We start from the raw sequence: 16,687 nt of genomic DNA, 5'->3' as shown, positions 1-16,687 counted from the left end.
ATAGAACGCCAAATATACAGCTATTTCAACTTTTTATTACTGTGGTGACGGTCATGATCACGCTTTGTTTTTAAATCTAACTTTTTATCGAAAGCTTGTTGTAAATCGATACCTGTTTGGTTCGCAAGACATAGCACTACGAACATAACATCGGCCAATTCTTCTCCTAAATCTTTACCCTTATCAGATTCTTTTTCACTTTGTTCCCCATAACGTCTAGCGATAATACGGGCAACCTCGCCTACCTCTTCAGTTAATTGGGCCATATTCGTTAATTCGTTGAAATAACGAACACCATGTTCCTTTATCCACTTATCTACGGCTTCTTGTGCGTTTTCAATGTTCATTACTCTTTGTTTTTTGTATCCATCAATATAGTCACCGGACCATCATTCAACAACTCAACGTTCATATCTGCGCCGAATATTCCGGTACTGACCTTTTTACCAAGTTTTAATTCTAAAGCTTTTACAAAAGCTTCATAGATTGGCACAGCTATTTCTGGCCTAGCAGCATAAATATATGAAGGCCTATTTCCTTTCTTTGTAGCAGCGTGCAATGTAAATTGACTCACAACAATTGCATCGCCTTTATTGTCAAGAAGCGAATTATTCATCACACCTTGATCATCATTAAAAATACGCAGGTTTACTATTTTGTTTGATAACCAATCAACATCCTCTTGTGTATCAGAATTTTCAATACCTACAAAAATGAGCAACCCCGACTCTATAGCACTAATTTGCTTGTCATCTACCGTAACAATGGCTCTGGAAACTCTTTGTACAACCACCCTCATTTTTTCTCATCGTGTATATCGACCCTATAATTCTCATCTTCGCCTTTTACCATTTGTAAATAACTTTGATATCTACTCCATGCTATATCACCAGCTTCTAAGGCATTTTTTACCGCACATTTAGGTTCATCTATATGTATGCAGTTATTGAACTTACAGTGTTGCTTTAATTTAAAGAACTCTGGAAAATAATTCCCTATTTCCTCCTTCTCCATATCTACAATACCAAAACCTTTTATACCTGGGGTATCTATAATGCGCGCATCAAAACTTAAATCGAACATTTCGGCAAAAGTGGTGGTATGCTGACCTTGTAAATGTTGTTCAGATATCTTTTTTGTTTTAATATCTAAATTGGGTTCAATCGCATTTACCAAAGTAGATTTACCAACACCAGAATGACCGGAAAACATGGAAGTTTTGCCAACCATCATTTCCTTTACCGTATCTACATTCTTTCCTGTTACAGCAGATATTCCGATACAGGTATACCCGATATTACGGTATAGTGCAGCTAAGAACTTTATTTCATCAGTTTCTTCGAGAGTATATGTATCTATTTTATTAAAGAGAAGTACCACGGGAATTTCATATGCTTCTGCCGTAATTAAAAATCGGTCGATAAAAACAGGATAAGTCGGTGGGTTGTTTAATGTAACCAGCAAAAATACCTGATCAAGATTAGCCGCGATTATATGTGTCTGTTTTGATAGATTTACAGACTTACGTATAATATAATTTTTACGTTTTTTAATTTCATGAATTATCCCAATGGTATCATCTCCAATAGTTTCCACATCAAAATGAACGTAATCACCAACCGCAACCGGATTGGTGCTTTTTATGCCTTTTATTCTAAACTTTCCTTTTATTCTACAGTCATAGAAAACACCGTCTTTAGACTTTACCGTGTACCAACTCCCTGTAGATTTGTAAACAATTCCTACCATTTATATAAAATACCTTCCATTAGTACAAAGTAACTGCTTTCATTACAAAAAATACCATAAATATGAATTACAACTTAGAACATTAAATAATAACCAGAACATTGAAAATGAATTTCATTAAAAAAAATTTTTTTTGTTGCACTTGCAGCATCTACATAATACAGTAGTGTACAAGAAAAAATTACGAACGAATCTGTAGAATAGATGGTAGAATTAGGTTTCGTCGATTACATGAAAATGGTAAAAATAAACATATAAGATGTAAAATTTTTCACTTCTATCTCTGCTCTTGGTGAAATGAAAAATGCAGGTGTTTTTTCTGGCGCAAACTCAAATCCCGTAGCACCAAAAACAGTTTCTGGTTTAATCAATTCAAAAGAAAAGGCTCAACTTCCAAAAATTCAATCTAACAACGTTATTCGTCAAAGCCAGGTGAATTTTGCTTTATCTACCAAGGACAAGTGTCTTCAATCAAGAGATAATAAATCTGTTTTTGATTTCTCCATCCAATAAAAATACACACTTCTTACGTAAAACTATGTTTTTCCTAGTGCAACAATAACTTATCTATTTCAAAATTTCAGCATATTTTATACAATTAAACAAGCATTAACCTGTTAATACTTAATAATCATCAAAAAGATGGCCAATTATAAAAAACCAAAATCATGAAGAAAAGTATTTTTAGTGTTTTATTAATTATCTGTGGCGCAATCAGCTTAAGCGCACAAGAGTTTAAAGTTATTACTAGTGTAGAATCTATTGTTTCTAGTGGATTAGGACGTTCTAGAATTATTGATGGTAATGAGGAAAAGGACTATGCAGAATTTACCTCAACACAAACCGAAGATGACAACACCCGTAACAAATCGAAAAGAGACGAGATTAGGGTAAAAGACTTTGACGAAACTAAGTTGTTGAACTTCTTCAATATTGCCGGTATCCGTTTTCAAAATATTGCGGCCAATGATGCCTTGATTAGTTCTAAAATTAACGCCATGGTAGCAGATGGTTGGGAGCTTGCCTTTGTAACCAGTGCTGTAGAAAGTGATAGTGGTAAAGGCGATTCCTCAGGTATATTTATTACCCGATATATTTTCAAAAGATAAAAATTTAAATAAAAAAAGCCCGGTCAAATATACCGGGCTTTTTTTATACTTAAGAATTTACAATTTTCTCTTGGTGACGAATAGATTCTTGGTGGATCGCTTTGAACATACGAAGAACGAATTCCTCACTTAGTCCCTTACTTTCTCCTTCAAGAATCATTGCTCCTAATATTTCGTTCCAACGTGTGCTTTGCAATACTGCTACGTTCTTCTCTTTTTTAAGTTCACCGATAGCATCTGAAGTTTTCATACGCTTACCTAAAGTTTCGATCAATTGATTATCGAAAATATCAATGTTCGCTCTTAGGTTATTCAATTTCGCATTGTATTCAGCCTCAGTGTTATCTTCTTTACGAATTTTCAAATCTCTCATAATCTGAACTAACTTGGCTGGCGTTACTTGTTGAGCAGCATCACTCCAAGCATTATCTGGATCGTGATGTGTTTCAATCATCAATCCGTCAAAATTAAGATCTAGAGCTGTTTGCGATACATCAAAAATCATTTCTCTATTTCCTGTAATATGAGATGGATCATTGATTATAGGTAAATCTGGAAATTTAGTCTGTAAATCAATCGCCATTTGCCATTCTGGAATATTTCTATATTTAGTTTTCTCGTATGTCGAGAAACCTCTATGAATTACTCCTAAATTTTTAATATCTGCAGTAGCCAAACGCTCAACAGCTCCTAACCATAAGGCCAAATCTGGATTAACCGGATTCTTCACCAATACGATTTTATCGGTCCCTTTTAATGCATCGGCAATTTCTTGAACGATAAACGGACTAACTGTTGATCTTGCACCGATCCATAATAAATCGACATCATGTTCTAAAGCCAATTCTACGTGCGCACGATTTGCTACCTCGGTAGCAGTTTTCATACCTGTTTCGGCCTTAACTTTTTGAAGCCATTTAAGGCCCAATGCGCCTACACCTTCAAAATTTCCTGGGCGAGTACGTGGTTTCCAAATACCTGCTCTGTAATAATTTACATCGGTATCTTTTAGGGAGTGTGCTATACCTAACACTTGTTCCTCTGTTTCCGCACTACATGGCCCTGCTATTACTAGTGGATGGTCTAGTTTTAAATCATCCAACCATGTTCTCATTTGTTTTGAATTTTCCATTTTAATTATTCTATTTCTTGTTTAACGGTATTCCTTTTAATATTCCTTTTATCTTATTGGTATTATTCATTTCATTGTAAATGCCTTCATAATCATCTTGTAACAACAACTCTTTAAATGCTGTAAGATTTTGAATATACTCGTCTAAAGTCTCGACCACATTCACTTTATTTTGTTTGAAAATTGGTGTCCACATGGCAGGCGAACTTTTTGCCAAACGCACCGTACTTTCAAATCCACTGCCCGCCATATCAAAAATATCACGCTCATTTTTCTCTTTCTCAATTACTGTCTTACCCAACATAAAAGCACTAATATGAGATAAATGAGATACATAGGCAATATGCTTATCATGCGCTTCTGGGTTCATATAACGAATACGCATCCCTATAGCTTGAAAAACCTGTAATGCTTTTTCTTGAAGCTTAAAAGCTGTCATCTCAACTTCACATATTATATTCGTCTTATCTCTGAACAAATTATTAATTGCTGCCGACGGACCAGAAAACTCTGTTCCTGATATTGGGTGGCATGCTAAAAAATTTCTTCTCTTCGGATGGTTCTCTAAGGTTTTACAGATTAACGATTTGGTAGAACCTACATCAAATACAACACAATCTTCACGCACGCCATCCAATATTTTCGGAATCTCCGTAACCATAACATCTACAGGGATACTTACAATCACCATATCTGCCAATTGCAAATCTTGATAGCTCGCTTTCTTATCGATAATTCCTAAGTCTTTGGCCTCTGCCAAATGTGTGGCATTAGAATCTATACCATACACGGTAACATCTTCTTGCGTAGACTTAATGTCTTTTGCTAAAGAACCTCCAATTAAACCTATACCGATTACAAATACATTCATTTTTAAAGCTGCGCTTTAGTTGTTCGTTGATTGTTATTAGTTACTCGTCTCAACTATTCAAATCTTTTAATTGCTTCCTTTATTTTATCCTCTGTTATACAAAGTGAGAATCTTATATATCCTTCACCATTACTGCCAAAAATGGTTCCTGGCGTAATGAACAAATCCTTTTTATATAATATGTCATCTATAAATTCTTCTGATGCCACACTACCTTCAGGTAATTTTGCCCATACGAACAAGCCAACTGCATCTCTATCATAAGAACAACCAAGTGTATCTGCCAATTGAAAAACTAATTCTCTACGCGCACTGTACACCTTGTTCAATTCAACGTACCAATCATCACTACTTTCCAATGCTGCTATGGCTCCTTTCTGAATGCCGTAAAACATACCCGAATCCATATTACTCTTTACCTTTATAATAGCATTGATATACTCTTCTCTACCTAGCACGAAACCTACACGCCACCCTGCCATGTTAAAGGTCTTACTTAAAGAATTCAATTCTAAGCAAACCTCTTTTGCATTAGGTATACTTAAAATACTTGCTGGCTCAGCATTCAAAACAAAACTATATGGATTGTCATTTACCAAAAGGATATTTTGCTTTTTTGCAAAGGAAACGATTTTTACAAATTGTTCTCTTGTTGCGGTGGCACCTGTTGGCATATGCGGATAACTCAACCACATAATTTTGACTTTCGACAAGTCTTGCTTTTCTAATATCTCTAAATCTGGAAACCAGCCATTCTCTTCCGTAAGGTCATAATATGTTGGTACAGCCCCTACCAAATTGGTTACCGATGTATATGTCGGATACCCTGGATTCGGAATCAACACTTCATCACCAACATTTAAAAAGGCAAGACTGATATGCATAATGCCTTCTTTAGACCCCATTAACGGAAGTATTTCACTCGTTGGATCTGTTGTTACAGTAAACCTATTTTTATAAAAATCAGCTATTGCCTCTCTTAACTGAGGCAAGCCTTGATAACTTTGATACTGATGCGCGCCATTTTCCAACACAGCCTCCTGTATTGCATTTAACACGTTTTCCGACGGAGCTAAATCTGGACTCCCGATGCCCATATTAATGATAGGCTTGCCTTGTGCAATTAAGCCACGTACTTCTCTCAACTTTTTTGAGAAGTAGTATTCCTGTACGGTATTCAACCTGTCCGCAGTTGGTATCATTGTCTCACATTTTTATATTCACCCAAAACTTTAAAGTCTTCCGCCATGATGTTCAATAGACTTTTTGCCTTAGTAAAATCTATAAAATCGTTAAAAGTTACATCCACAAAAAAGGCATATTTCCAAGGTGTCTCTATCACTGGTAAAGACTGTATTTTTGTCAAATTCAATCTACAATCACTCATAACATTAAGCACTGCGGCTAAACTTCCCCTTTTATGGTCAGTAATGAAACGAATCGAAGCCTTCGTAATTTCGGTCTCTGGCAACGAGTCCTTTTTTGTTTGTACAATGATAAAACGGGTAGCATTATTTTTAATGGTCTGTATCTCTTTTGCTACGATGTCCAAACCATATAATTCTGCCGCAACGTTAGGTGCAATTGCCGCTACATGTTTTAATTTTTGTTCTTGAATTCGTTTTGCCGTTTCAGCAGTATCAACATCTTCTACCAATTTAATATGTGGATACTGTCTAAAATACTCCTTGCATTGCAATAATGCCATTGGGTGTGAACTCACCTCAGTAATATCTGAAATTTCTTGACCTTTTAGCACCATTAAATTATGATGAATGTTCAAGTAATATTCCCCTATAATATGCAAATTGTTATGGTTGACAAGGGCATAATTTGGGATAATTGATCCGGCAATTGAATTCTCTATAGCCATCACCCCTTGATCCGCTTCTTTCGATAATAATTTATCAACCAACTCATCGAACGAAAGACATTCAACAAGCTCTATATCATCGCCAAAGCAATCTTTTGCTACTTGGTGATGATTGGAACCCTTAATTCCTTGTATGGCTATTTTTAAACTCACTTTTACTCAATTATATTCAAAAAAAAAGTTCCGATATATATCGGAACTTAATTCTATTTTATTTTTAAAATATACTAGAACAGTCCCGTACCTCTCTTAAAAAAGAAGTAAAAATAAAAACCGTTCCAGAAATATTGTTTTGTCATTGCTCTTGTAAACTTTGGCTAATGTAGTAATTATATTTAAAAATGGTTGTTTTAGGTATTATTTTTTTTTAAAATTCAATTTCTGTTTCAAATACCGAAGCTTTTGTGTTAAATATCTAAAATTATCACCATTTGATTGCTAAACCAAGTCCTGATTCATTAGCAACCGGTTCAAAGCTAAATGTTGCTTTTTTATCGAATTGTTTATTATAGGATAATATTGCTCGTTTTCTAGATTTATTGGCACTATTCATATAAATAATCCCCACTATAGCCCCAGCTATTCCTCCTGCCATGGGACCAACAGCATTTTTTGCCTTATCGCGATTGGTTAATGATGGGTCATCATTCAATAATTCTGACGTTGCCCAAAATACACCTACAAACTCACCTACCAATGCTACACCTGCAACTATTTCTTTGGTGTCCGCTTTTTTCCAGAGTTGATAAACTTCATCGTTTTTAGAAAAAAGGTCTTTAACATCCTTTCTGGTTATTTTTTGGTCATCTTGATAATACTCCATACTCCACATACTTGAGAAAGATGTAATTTCTTGGGCTAAAATATTCGTAATTGTAATCACAAACAGAGCTAAAAAGAGTTTCGTTTTTAAAGAATTCATTGGCTAAATTTTTACCTAAAATAACTATAAATAAGACCGTATTTTTAATTATAGATTCACTAAAGGACTTCTGAGTTTGGTTGAAGGTAAAATGATAGACCTATCATACTTTCAAAAAAACACTTTTGGTTTTGGTTACTTCATATAAATTCATCTTTTTCTAAAAATCCTATAGTCGTAGGTGTTGGCTTAAATATATGCCTGAATAAATCACAAAATAGGACACCTAATTAACAACACTTCACCTATGCCAAAAACAACGCTATACTTATGTGATTGGCATATTAAAAAAACAATCGATAACAGCATCTAATTCCTCCTGTATTTTAGGGTCGGTACAATTAATCAGAATTGAAAAAACTAGTTGTTCTTCTGGATATACAAAAAAATTAGCATACCCGCCTACCCCGTTACCTACATGACCATAAAACTTTCTTCCTTTAGCATCTTCGCTTACCTGCCAACCTAAACCATAGCATGTTGGCTTTTCGTTAACTTCTTGAGAAGTTAAAAAATGATCAAGGAATTCTGCTTCAACCTTAATTCTATTATCTAAATAGGCTTGTCCGAATTTGGCAATGTCTTCTGATGTGGAAAGATATCCACCTCCTGCTAGTTTGTAAAAGTTATCTACAGGAATTGCTTTTCTAAATCCTGCTAAGCATTTTGAATAAAAGGTTGCAACATTCCCAGATCCTTCAATTTCAGTAATCTCTTTCACCTTAACACCATCAACTTTTCGACTGCGCTCAGGATGACATTTTGGACAAAAAGTATGTTGCATCCCTAAGGGATTCAACACCCTTTCTTGAACATATTCCTCAAAGGGGATTCCGCTTACTTCTTGCATTACAGCAGAAATCATAACCCAATCAAAACTATTATACAAATATTCAGTGTCAGGTTCAAAAACCAATGGTTCATTCTTAAATACCCCTAAACCTTCTTTAATTGAAAAAGGTTCGTTCAGTCCATATTCCTTTCCTTTATATACTCGTATACCTGCTGTGTGACTTGCCAGTTGTCTTATGGTGAAATCCCATTCTTTCTTGGGATAATCCGGGAGATAGGCATAGAACGATTCATCTAAATCTAGTATCCCTTCTTGCACCATGTATGCTAATGCCGTTGCAGCAATGGGTTTGGAAACACTAGCTATTCTAAAAATAGATTTTCGTGGGTCTCTGAACTGCTTTTGCGCTATATCGGCATAACCAAACCCTTTTTGAAAAATGGTCTCTCCTTCTTTTAGCACAGTAATTGCTAAACCAGGAAACTTATTTTTTTCATACATATCTTGCAAAAGGGCATCCGCTTTTACCAATCTGGTTAAAGTCGAATTATCACCGAACACCCGTTTAGCAGTGAACACATTTTTTAGATATTTCAAAATGGGATTCATTCCACAAAAATAAGCCTACCGTTATACAACTCTTCAACGTTGACCTCAGCAGGTCTGGTATAACTTAAAACATCGCCTGTACCTCGTAGCACTCCCGAAATTTTTAATTGCGGATTAATAAGTACATCGTTCGAACCTCGGTGATTAATATTGACATATTGAGCTACCAACCCTTCTGCCTCAATTCTAGAATCTCCAGCTGCAATGTTGATATTTAAATTTTCTACATATCCTGTTAAGTTAAAATACGCAATTCCATTAACCGTAATACTTAAAGATGAAACATCTAAATCTAAATTAAACTCCCCATCTGTAGTCTCTGCTTCGGGATTTGAAAAACTTTCGGACAATAAACTTAAACGCTCAAAACGTAACACGCCATCGCTACGTATAGGATAACCAGTACTACTACGTATTTCAGTTAAATTTGAGGTGGTAATATATACAACGGTAACTCCATACTTACGAACATAATTACAGTCGTTCGTATCTGTCAAAATCAATCTTCCATCCTCTACAACGGCTACCACTTCATTACGTAAATTTTCACCAGTTTCAATTTCTACCTTTTGTGTATCTCCTTGCTTTATTACTAAGGTTACATTTTCAAAAACAGTAATCTTTTCAAACTCCTGTAACTCAACTTCATTCCTTTTAATTTCTCCGGTATCTTGAAAACAATCCGATGCATTTTCAGAGTCGCAGGAATTTAAGGATATACTTAAGAATATAATGGCAGACAAAACAAAAAATTTTTTACCGCGCCTGCTTACTATATAAGCTAACTCGATTTGATTAGATAAAATAGTATGATTTCTTTTTTTTGACATTTTATAATCGTATTCCAATACCAAATTCAACGGCTTCTGCCTTTGCTCCGTGCGATTTCAAGGTTATTGCCCCATAAACCTTATCACCAAAATAACGCTTTAGTCCCATACGATTATACATACGCCCTTCAAAATCAAAAGGATAATATACGTAATACCCCAATTGGGATATTATGGACATTTTATTAATGAATAGTTCATGACCTACAAAAACACCTACCCTCTTATAATCGTCATCTGCAGCAACATTATTTTCAGGAAAAGCGATACTTTGATACCGAATCAATTCCTTTAAAAAATTTGAGAAATAGACATCTGTTCCCATTTGAATAGCACTTTTTCGCCCTAGGCGCTTATCGGCATAAGCGGAAAGTACAACAAAACCATATTGACCAGAATCTATAACATCACTTTCATTCAATCCGGTTCTAAGTGCCAAATTGTATCGCAAAGGTTCCGTGACTTTTTCTTTTTCTCGATGTATGTATTCAATTTCACTTCCGCCATCAAGATCATAAACCAGACCCGCATTTAACGCGATCGTATTTGTCGAAGTATTAGGCGCCCTAAAATTGGCATTAGAATAGTGAATTATTGAAATACCCGCTTTAAAACCTAAGCCCTTAAAAATATTTTCCTTATGGTAATTGAACATTAAATAGGTAGAGCTCAAAAAATCGGACCCGTAGGCGTTGTTCCTGAAATTGGTTGTTTTATCATATGGGTTACTAGTATAAGCAATTCCTTGACCTACCCTTAGCTGTATATTTCGTTTAAAAAAATAGAAATTATAATGGGCATATAAGCTATAGTTCTTTCCTAGGGTCCCATAATTCATATCCTGATAAATGAAAGAATAGCCCAAATCAGGATAATTATATAATTCCTCCCATGCTTTAGAACCATAGGTTTTACGATTATAACTTAAAATTACACCCCCAGGATGTGCGTTTATTAAATGTGAAATATCTGGATTATGAAGAATAATAGACCCATAAAATTGATTTGCATCTAGGGTATATTTTTTAAGCTTTGGACTTTCTTGTGAAAAGCAAAAAGCAATAGAAAAAAATAAAATGAAAAGAAACTTAAAATTCATTACGGGCAAAAATAGTTATAAGTAGTACCGGATATACCTTTAATACTATATGTTTTATAAAGTCAACAATGTCACTTCGAGTGAATTTTTGAGGCACAAAGAAATTTTCATCGAGAAGCTCTCGTGTTCGAAAGGTTCTCTATACATTTTCATATCTCCGTTACTCTACAATATAAAAACACTCGAAATGACAAGTTAGCTGATTAAAAAAGCTCTTTTGCAATAGCTTTTATATTATCAGATTTCCCCATAGAATAGTAATGTAATACAGGTACACCAGCTTCTTTCAATTCTTTCGATTGTTGAATGGCCCATTCTATACCAACGGCACGCACATCTTTATTTGAAGCGCAACCATCTACCGCATCAATTAAATCTTGTGGAATATCAATTCGAAAAACTTGTGGTAACAACTGCAAATGGCGTTTAACGGCAATAGGCTTTATTCCTGGAATAATAGGAACCGTAATCCCTATATTTTTTGCAGCTTCTACAAACTCAAAATATTTTTTATTATCGAAAAACATTTGCGTTACCACATAGTCGGCACCTGCATCTACTTTTTCTTTCAACCGTTTTAAATCTGATTGCAACGAAGGTGATTCCAAATGCTTTTCGGGGTAGCCCGCAACACCTATGCAGAACTCACTTGAATGTTCACTTTCTATAGTTTCATGCAAATACCTCCCACAATTTAAATCATGAATCTGCTTTACCAAATCTATAGCAAACGGGTGACCGCCATCGGTAGGTTCAAAATATTTTTGTTCGCTACGTGCATCTCCCCGTAAGGCCATTACATTTTGTATCCCCAAATAATGACAATCTACCAGCATATATTCGGTCTCTTCTCGGGTAAAACCTCCACAGATTACATGAGGCACTGTATCAACATTATACTTATGCTGTATAGACGCACAAATACCAACCGTACCTGGCCTCATACGTGTGGTCTTTTTATCCAAAAGTCCTTCTTTCTGTACGTAAATGGTCTCCTCACGAGATGTGGTCACGTCAATAAACGGAGGCTTAAACTCCATCAATGGGTCTATATTATTATACAATTCTTGTATATTCCTCCCTTTTACAGGTGGTACAATTTCAAAAGAAAATAAGGTCTTTCCTTGTGCGTTGGTAATATGGTCTGTAACTTTCATTGTAAATTAAGTTGGTCGTTTTGTACGTAATCGACTTTACTTCTAAACTTTTATTTTATTCCTTTTTTTGGCGTTACCAAATGGTCGGGCTTTACGCTATATTTTTTCTATTTATAAATCTTATTTTCATTTTGGTAAACATGAGTAAAAATAGAAAAGGATGCCGCTGCAATCCCTAACGCAAATTAGGCATCTACAATATTCGGAGACAACCATATTTCAGCTTTTTCGAAAGCTATTCCCTTTCTATCCGCAAAGTCTTTCACTTGGTCTTCCTTTATTTTACCTAATCCAAAATATCGTGCTTCCGGGTTTCCAAAATAATAGCCACTAACTGATGCCGCAGGCCACATAGCCAAACTATCGGTTAGTTCTACCCCTATCGTTTCCTTAACTCTTAAAATATCCCAAATGGTCAATTTTTCCAGGTGATCCGGACAAGCAGGATACCCTGGCGCAGGACGAATACCTTTGTACGATTCATGAATCAATTCTTCATTGCTCAATTCTTCGCTTGCAGCATAGCCCCAATGTTTCATACGCACTTCTTTATGTAAGTATTCAGCGAAAGCCTCTGCCAAACGATCTGCCAATGCTTTTACTAAAATAGAATTGTAATCATCTAAGTTCTTTTCATATTCCCCGGCTAACTCGGCAGTACCGAAACCTGTGGACACACAAAAACAACCCATATAATCTTTTCTACCAGATTCTTTAGGCGCTATAAAATCTGCCAATGCATAATCAGCGATACCTTCTCTTTTCTGTAATTGTTGACGCAAGGTTCTAAATATGTAGTTCTCTTCCTCTCGCCCATCAACTGCGCTCAGGTTAACATCGATATCATCTTCATTTATGGTATTGACAGGGAACAGTCCAAAAATTCCTTTCGCTTTCAATTGCTTCTCCCTAATAATCTGCTTCAACATTTCTTGTGCGTCAGCAAATAATTCTGTGGCTTGGATCCCTACTACATCATCAGTTAAAATTGCGGGATATTTACCATGCAATTCCCAGCTTCTAAAAAATGGAGTCCAATCTATATATGGAACCAATAAATTTAAATCTAAATCTTCAATAACCTGAATTCCTAATTTATTAGGCTTAAAGATTTCACTTTTGTTCCAATCTATCTTAAACTTATTTCTACGTGCCGCTGCAATTGTTTTATATGTTTTACTGGAAGAACGGTTTAAAAACTTTTCTCTAAAAACATTATAATCATCTTTAATGCTCTTTTTATATTCGATAGAAGTTTCTTTCTGAAGCAAATCTCCAACTACGGTCACCGCTCTAGATGCATCATTTACGTGAACTACAGCTTCTTTGTATTGTGTATCAATCTTTACCGCTGTATGCGCTTTACTTGTAGTCGCACCACCAATCAATAACGGAATTTTAAAATTCTTTCGCTCCATCTCCTTGGCCAAATGCACCATTTCATCTAAAGAAGGTGTTATTAATCCGCTAAGTCCTATTATATCTACATTATGCTCAATTGCGGCTGCGATTATTTTTTCTGGAGGTACCATTACCCCTAAATCTACAATCTCATAATTGTTACAAGCCAAAACAACACCCACAATATTCTTACCGATATCATGAACATCACCCTTTACGGTTGCCATTAGAATTTTACCGGCATTATCAGAATCCCCTTCTTGCGGGTTCAATAATTTCTCTTCTTCGATATATGGCAACAAATACGCCACCGCTTTTTTCATTACACGAGCCGACTTCACTACCTGTGGTAAAAACATCTTTCCACTTCCAAACAAATCACCTACCACATTCATACCGGTCATTAAATTTCCTTCAATAACTTCAATCGGCTTATCGGCTTCTTGTCTCGCTTGCTCTACATCTTCAACTATATATTGGTCAATACCTTTCACCAAGGCACGTGTAATTCTATCCTGTAAAGGTTCCTGCCGCCATGACAGATCAATCTTACTTTCTTTTGTTTTACCAACGACCGATTCTGCAAAATCAAGTAATCTCTCGGTTGCATCATCCCTCCTATTTAAAATAACATCTTCTACACGTTCTAGTAAATCTTTAGGAATATCGTCATACACCTCTAACATACTTGGGTTTACGATACCCATATTCATACCCGCTTTTATTGCATGATATAGAAAAACCGAATGCATCGCCTCACGAACAGGATTATTTCCCCTAAATGAGAACGAAACATTACTTACACCTCCACTTACACTTGCATACGGTAAATTTTCGCGTACCCATTTTGTAGCTTTTATAAAATCTAGGGCATTGAGCTTATGCTCATCCATACCCGTAGCAACAGGGAAAATATTAAGGTCAAAAATGATATCCTCTGGTGCGAAACCAACTTTATCAACTAGTACATCATACGAACGCTTCGCAATTTCGATTCGACGTTCATAATTGTCAGCTTGGCCTACTTCATCAAAAGCCATAACTATTACCGCGGCACCATAGCGTTTAATCAATTTAGCCTGATGCATGAATTGTTCTTCACCCTCCTTTAAACTAATGGAGTTCACAACACATTTTCCTTGAACCACTTGTAAACCAGCCTCTATGATTTCCCATTTAGAACTATCAATCATTATAGGAACTCGAGAAATATCGGGCTCGGCAATGACCAGGTTCAAAAACTTTACCATAGCTTCCTTGCCATCAATCAGACCATCGTCCATGTTAATGTCGATTACCTGTGCTCCATTCTCTACCTGCTCCCTCGCTACGACTAAAGCTTCTTCAAATTTCTCTTCTTTAATTAATCGAAGAAACATTTTAGAACCAGCCACATTGGTGCGTTCACCAACGTTAATAAAGTTGGTTTCGGGTGTAACGATTAGGGGTTCTAGACCACTTAGTTTTAAAAAACGTTGTTCGTTGTTCGTTGTTCGTTGTTCGTGTTTTATACTCATAACTGCTTATGATATTTGATGAATCCGTTCAACAATTTTTTAACTCTTTCTATTTCTTCCAAAACATTATCTATATCTGAAATATAATTTAAATCACCTGCCAAAATTAACTGGGTCTCCAACTCAAACAAAGAACCTCTAGCTATATGTAAAAAATGAATTGTCTCTTTATTGGATTGTCTCCCACAACCTTCTGCAATATTTGATGGTACAGAAATAACACATCTTCTAACCTGCGAGGTTAATGAAAACTGTTCATCTCGAGGAAAGGACCTAGTCAAAACATAAACTGTTTTCACAAGCATCCTAGCTTGTACCCAAATATCTAATTCTTTATAATCCATTTAATAATTTGAAAACTTCGAGAAACCATTAACGAAAAACGATTTATCAATAGCAACTAAAATTGTCTAGGTTTGAAATCTTTTACCACATTGGCAATCGCAGTAATATGCTCAGGCGTGGTGCCACAACAGCCTCCCACTATATTGACCAGTTCTTTTTCGACATATTCCCTAATTTGTTCTGCCATTTGATCCGGAGTTTCATCATACTCACCAAAAGCATTAGGTAAACCGGCATTTGGATGTGCAGAAACTGCATGTTCGCTTTTCGTTGCCAACACTTCTAAATGTGGCTCTAATTGACTGGCTCCTAAGGCACAGTTAAAGCCTACCGATAATATTGGAATATGGGAAATAGATATCAAAAATGCTTCTGCTGTTTGCCCAGATAATGTTCTACCCGATGCATCGGTAATCGTTCCGCTAACCATGATAGGAACATCGATATTTCGTTCTTCTTTTACTTCTTCAATAGCGAACAAAGCTGCTTTTGCATTCAAGGTGTCGAATATGGTTTCAACGAGCAGTAAATCTGACCCACCATCTAACAATGCTTCAACCTGTAGTTTATAAGCTATCCTTAATTCATCAAAAGAAATTGCTCTATAGCCAGGATCGTTTACATCTGGCGACATACTTGCTGTCTTATTCGTCGGACCAATACTACCAGCTACAAAACGTGGCTTATTCGGTTCTCTTTCGGTGAATTCATCGGCAACCATTTTAGCAATACGGGCAGACTCATAGTTAAGCTCATATACCAAATCTTCCATATGATAATCTGCCATGGCAATGGTGGTACCTGAGAAGGTATTAGTTTCTACAATATCGGCACCCGCAGCAAAGTACTTACGATGAACATCTGCAATTGCTTCAGGTTGTGTTAAAGACAACAAGTCATTGTTGCCTTGTAAAGGGTGTTTCCAATCTTTAAAGCGTTCTCCCCTAAAATCTTCTTCTGTAAACTTATAACGTTGTAGCATAGTGCCCATTGCACCATCTAACACTAAAATTCGTTCTTTTAAAATTTCCTTTATATCCTTCATTTTACGCTGTAAAAAGTTCTAAGTTCATTAAAAATTAATACGATACCAAGGAAGGAAAGGATAGGATAGTGTTCTTTCTTGAGTTATCTGTCCCAAAAAAAAGGATAGAATGTAGCACCTTCTTATCCGTTCAGGAAAGGGTTGCCAAGGTTTCATAGGGTCTAGTCCCTCCGCCTTTCTTGATAACGTTTCAATCTATTTATGAACGAATTGCAAAGTAACGGTACTACCTGTT

Annotated in this window: 17 protein-coding genes and 1 riboswitch; of the genes, 2 read left to right on the top strand and 15 right to left on the bottom strand. The window is 35.8% G+C overall.

Translation table 11 applies throughout. The features are described from left to right. Positions 1-20: 20 nt before the first annotated feature. The 3 genes from AACZ49_RS07680 to rsgA are packed head-to-tail and all read right to left on the bottom strand — an operon-like array spanning position 21 to position 1,749. Positions 21-347, bottom strand: coding sequence for a nucleotide pyrophosphohydrolase (locus AACZ49_RS07680; protein ID WP_339653148.1), 327 nt, complete (start codon positions 345-347; stop codon positions 21-23). Then, complete coding sequence (dtd, locus tag AACZ49_RS07675; protein WP_339653146.1) at positions 347-799, bottom strand: D-aminoacyl-tRNA deacylase; 453 nt, start codon at positions 797-799, stop codon at positions 347-349. The genes AACZ49_RS07680 and dtd overlap by 1 nt, the downstream gene beginning before the upstream one ends. Beyond that, positions 796-1,749, bottom strand: coding sequence for a ribosome small subunit-dependent GTPase A (rsgA, locus tag AACZ49_RS07670; RefSeq protein WP_339653144.1), 954 nt, complete (start codon positions 1,747-1,749; stop codon positions 796-798). The genes dtd and rsgA overlap by 4 nt, the downstream gene beginning before the upstream one ends. A gap of 297 nt (positions 1,750-2,046) precedes the next feature. Here rsgA and AACZ49_RS07665 point away from each other — a divergent pair, with 297 nt between their 5' ends. Both AACZ49_RS07665 and AACZ49_RS07660 read left to right on the top strand, forming a co-directional pair. Then, positions 2,047-2,262: a hypothetical protein gene (locus tag AACZ49_RS07665; protein ID WP_339653142.1), complete on the top strand. Its 216-nt coding sequence runs from the start codon at positions 2,047-2,049 to the stop codon at positions 2,260-2,262. Positions 2,263-2,417: 155 nt separating this feature from the next. Further along, a complete protein-coding gene (locus tag AACZ49_RS07660; protein ID WP_339653140.1) occupies positions 2,418-2,858 on the top strand; it encodes a hypothetical protein in 441 nt (146 codons plus the stop codon). A 49-nt stretch (positions 2,859-2,907) separates the two neighbouring features. Here the strand turns inward: AACZ49_RS07660 and AACZ49_RS07655 are convergent, their stop codons facing one another. The 12 genes from AACZ49_RS07655 to AACZ49_RS07600 all read right to left on the bottom strand — a co-directional run bounded on the left by AACZ49_RS07655 (position 2,908) and on the right by AACZ49_RS07600 (position 16,452). Further along, complete coding sequence (locus AACZ49_RS07655; RefSeq protein WP_091626675.1) at positions 2,908-3,990, bottom strand: bifunctional 3-deoxy-7-phosphoheptulonate synthase/chorismate mutase type II; 1,083 nt, start codon at positions 3,988-3,990, stop codon at positions 2,908-2,910. A 10-nt stretch (positions 3,991-4,000) separates the two neighbouring features. Continuing rightward, positions 4,001-4,861 (bottom strand): prephenate dehydrogenase, encoded by an 861-nt coding sequence (locus AACZ49_RS07650; protein WP_339653138.1) that lies wholly within the window; start codon positions 4,859-4,861, stop codon positions 4,001-4,003. 53 nt (positions 4,862-4,914) lie between these two features. Continuing rightward, the gene (locus AACZ49_RS07645) at positions 4,915-6,063 is read right to left on the bottom strand and encodes an aminotransferase class I/II-fold pyridoxal phosphate-dependent enzyme (protein WP_339653137.1); all 1,149 of its coding nucleotides are present in this window, start codon (positions 6,061-6,063) and stop codon (positions 4,915-4,917) included. Next, positions 6,060-6,887 carry a prephenate dehydratase gene (locus tag AACZ49_RS07640; RefSeq protein ID WP_339653135.1) on the bottom strand — a complete coding sequence of 276 codons (828 nt, stop codon included), beginning with the start codon at positions 6,885-6,887 and terminating at the stop codon, positions 6,060-6,062. Before AACZ49_RS07640 ends, AACZ49_RS07645 begins: the two co-directional genes overlap by 4 nt. A gap of 271 nt (positions 6,888-7,158) precedes the next feature. Continuing rightward, entirely contained in the window at positions 7,159-7,656 is a 498-nt protein-coding gene (locus tag AACZ49_RS07635; RefSeq protein ID WP_339653133.1) for a hypothetical protein, read from the bottom strand. Between the two features lie 268 nt (positions 7,657-7,924). Further along, entirely contained in the window at positions 7,925-9,058 is a 1,134-nt protein-coding gene (locus tag AACZ49_RS07630) for a serine hydrolase domain-containing protein (protein ID WP_339653131.1), read from the bottom strand. Beyond that, positions 9,055-9,801 (bottom strand): head GIN domain-containing protein, encoded by a 747-nt coding sequence (locus AACZ49_RS07625; RefSeq protein ID WP_339653130.1) that lies wholly within the window; start codon positions 9,799-9,801, stop codon positions 9,055-9,057. The genes AACZ49_RS07630 and AACZ49_RS07625 overlap by 4 nt, the downstream gene beginning before the upstream one ends. An 88-nt stretch (positions 9,802-9,889) precedes the next feature. Next, positions 9,890-10,987, bottom strand: a complete 1,098-nt coding sequence (locus tag AACZ49_RS07620; protein WP_339653128.1) for an acyloxyacyl hydrolase — start codon at positions 10,985-10,987, stop codon at positions 9,890-9,892. Positions 10,988-11,190: 203 nt separating this feature from the next. Beyond that, a complete protein-coding gene (gene metF / locus AACZ49_RS07615) occupies positions 11,191-12,144 on the bottom strand; it encodes a methylenetetrahydrofolate reductase [NAD(P)H] (protein ID WP_339653126.1) in 954 nt (317 codons plus the stop codon). A gap of 185 nt (positions 12,145-12,329) precedes the next feature. Further along, positions 12,330-15,062: a methionine synthase gene (gene metH / locus AACZ49_RS07610; RefSeq protein ID WP_339653124.1), complete on the bottom strand. Its 2,733-nt coding sequence runs from the start codon at positions 15,060-15,062 to the stop codon at positions 12,330-12,332. After that, positions 15,059-15,406 (bottom strand): four helix bundle protein, encoded by a 348-nt coding sequence (locus tag AACZ49_RS07605; RefSeq protein ID WP_339653123.1) that lies wholly within the window; start codon positions 15,404-15,406, stop codon positions 15,059-15,061. Before AACZ49_RS07605 ends, metH begins: the two co-directional genes overlap by 4 nt. A gap of 56 nt (positions 15,407-15,462) precedes the next feature. Further along, a complete protein-coding gene (locus tag AACZ49_RS07600; protein ID WP_339653122.1) occupies positions 15,463-16,452 on the bottom strand; it encodes a homocysteine S-methyltransferase family protein in 990 nt (329 codons plus the stop codon). Between the two features lie 80 nt (positions 16,453-16,532). Then, positions 16,533-16,641: riboswitch (SAM riboswitch) on the bottom strand. Positions 16,642-16,687: the final 46 nt, after the last annotated feature.

The organism is uncultured Maribacter sp., assembly GCF_963975365.1.
Taxonomy (GTDB): domain Bacteria; phylum Bacteroidota; class Bacteroidia; order Flavobacteriales; family Flavobacteriaceae; genus Maribacter.
Note: the sequence above shows the minus strand (reverse complement) of the source record. Positions and strands in the feature narration are given on the sequence as shown.

Excerpts from the sequence above, each read along its gene's own strand:
- AACZ49_RS07680 (WP_339653148.1), bottom strand. The coding sequence starts at position 347 with ATGAACATTGAAAACGCACAAGAAGCCGTAGATAAGTGGATAAAGGAA.
- dtd (WP_339653146.1), bottom strand. The coding sequence starts at position 799 with ATGAGGGTGGTTGTACAAAGAGTTTCCAGAGCCATTGTTACGGTAGAT.
- rsgA (WP_339653144.1), bottom strand. The coding sequence starts at position 1,749 with ATGGTAGGAATTGTTTACAAATCTACAGGGAGTTGGTACACGGTAAAG.
- AACZ49_RS07665 (WP_339653142.1), top strand. The coding sequence starts at position 2,047 with ATGAAAAATGCAGGTGTTTTTTCTGGCGCAAACTCAAATCCCGTAGCA.
- AACZ49_RS07660 (WP_339653140.1), top strand. The coding sequence starts at position 2,418 with ATGAAGAAAAGTATTTTTAGTGTTTTATTAATTATCTGTGGCGCAATC.
- AACZ49_RS07655 (WP_091626675.1), bottom strand. The coding sequence starts at position 3,990 with ATGGAAAATTCAAAACAAATGAGAACATGGTTGGATGATTTAAAACTA.
- AACZ49_RS07650 (WP_339653138.1), bottom strand. The coding sequence starts at position 4,861 with ATGAATGTATTTGTAATCGGTATAGGTTTAATTGGAGGTTCTTTAGCA.
- AACZ49_RS07645 (WP_339653137.1), bottom strand. The coding sequence starts at position 6,063 with ATGATACCAACTGCGGACAGGTTGAATACCGTACAGGAATACTACTTC.
- AACZ49_RS07635 (WP_339653133.1), bottom strand. The coding sequence starts at position 7,656 with ATGAATTCTTTAAAAACGAAACTCTTTTTAGCTCTGTTTGTGATTACA.
- AACZ49_RS07630 (WP_339653131.1), bottom strand. The coding sequence starts at position 9,058 with ATGAATCCCATTTTGAAATATCTAAAAAATGTGTTCACTGCTAAACGG.
- AACZ49_RS07620 (WP_339653128.1), bottom strand. The coding sequence starts at position 10,987 with ATGAATTTTAAGTTTCTTTTCATTTTATTTTTTTCTATTGCTTTTTGC.
- metF (WP_339653126.1), bottom strand. The coding sequence starts at position 12,144 with ATGAAAGTTACAGACCATATTACCAACGCACAAGGAAAGACCTTATTT.
- metH (WP_339653124.1), bottom strand. The coding sequence starts at position 15,062 with ATGAGTATAAAACACGAACAACGAACAACGAACAACGAACAACGTTTT.
- AACZ49_RS07605 (WP_339653123.1), bottom strand. The coding sequence starts at position 15,406 with ATGGATTATAAAGAATTAGATATTTGGGTACAAGCTAGGATGCTTGTG.
- AACZ49_RS07600 (WP_339653122.1), bottom strand. The coding sequence starts at position 16,452 with ATGAAGGATATAAAGGAAATTTTAAAAGAACGAATTTTAGTGTTAGAT.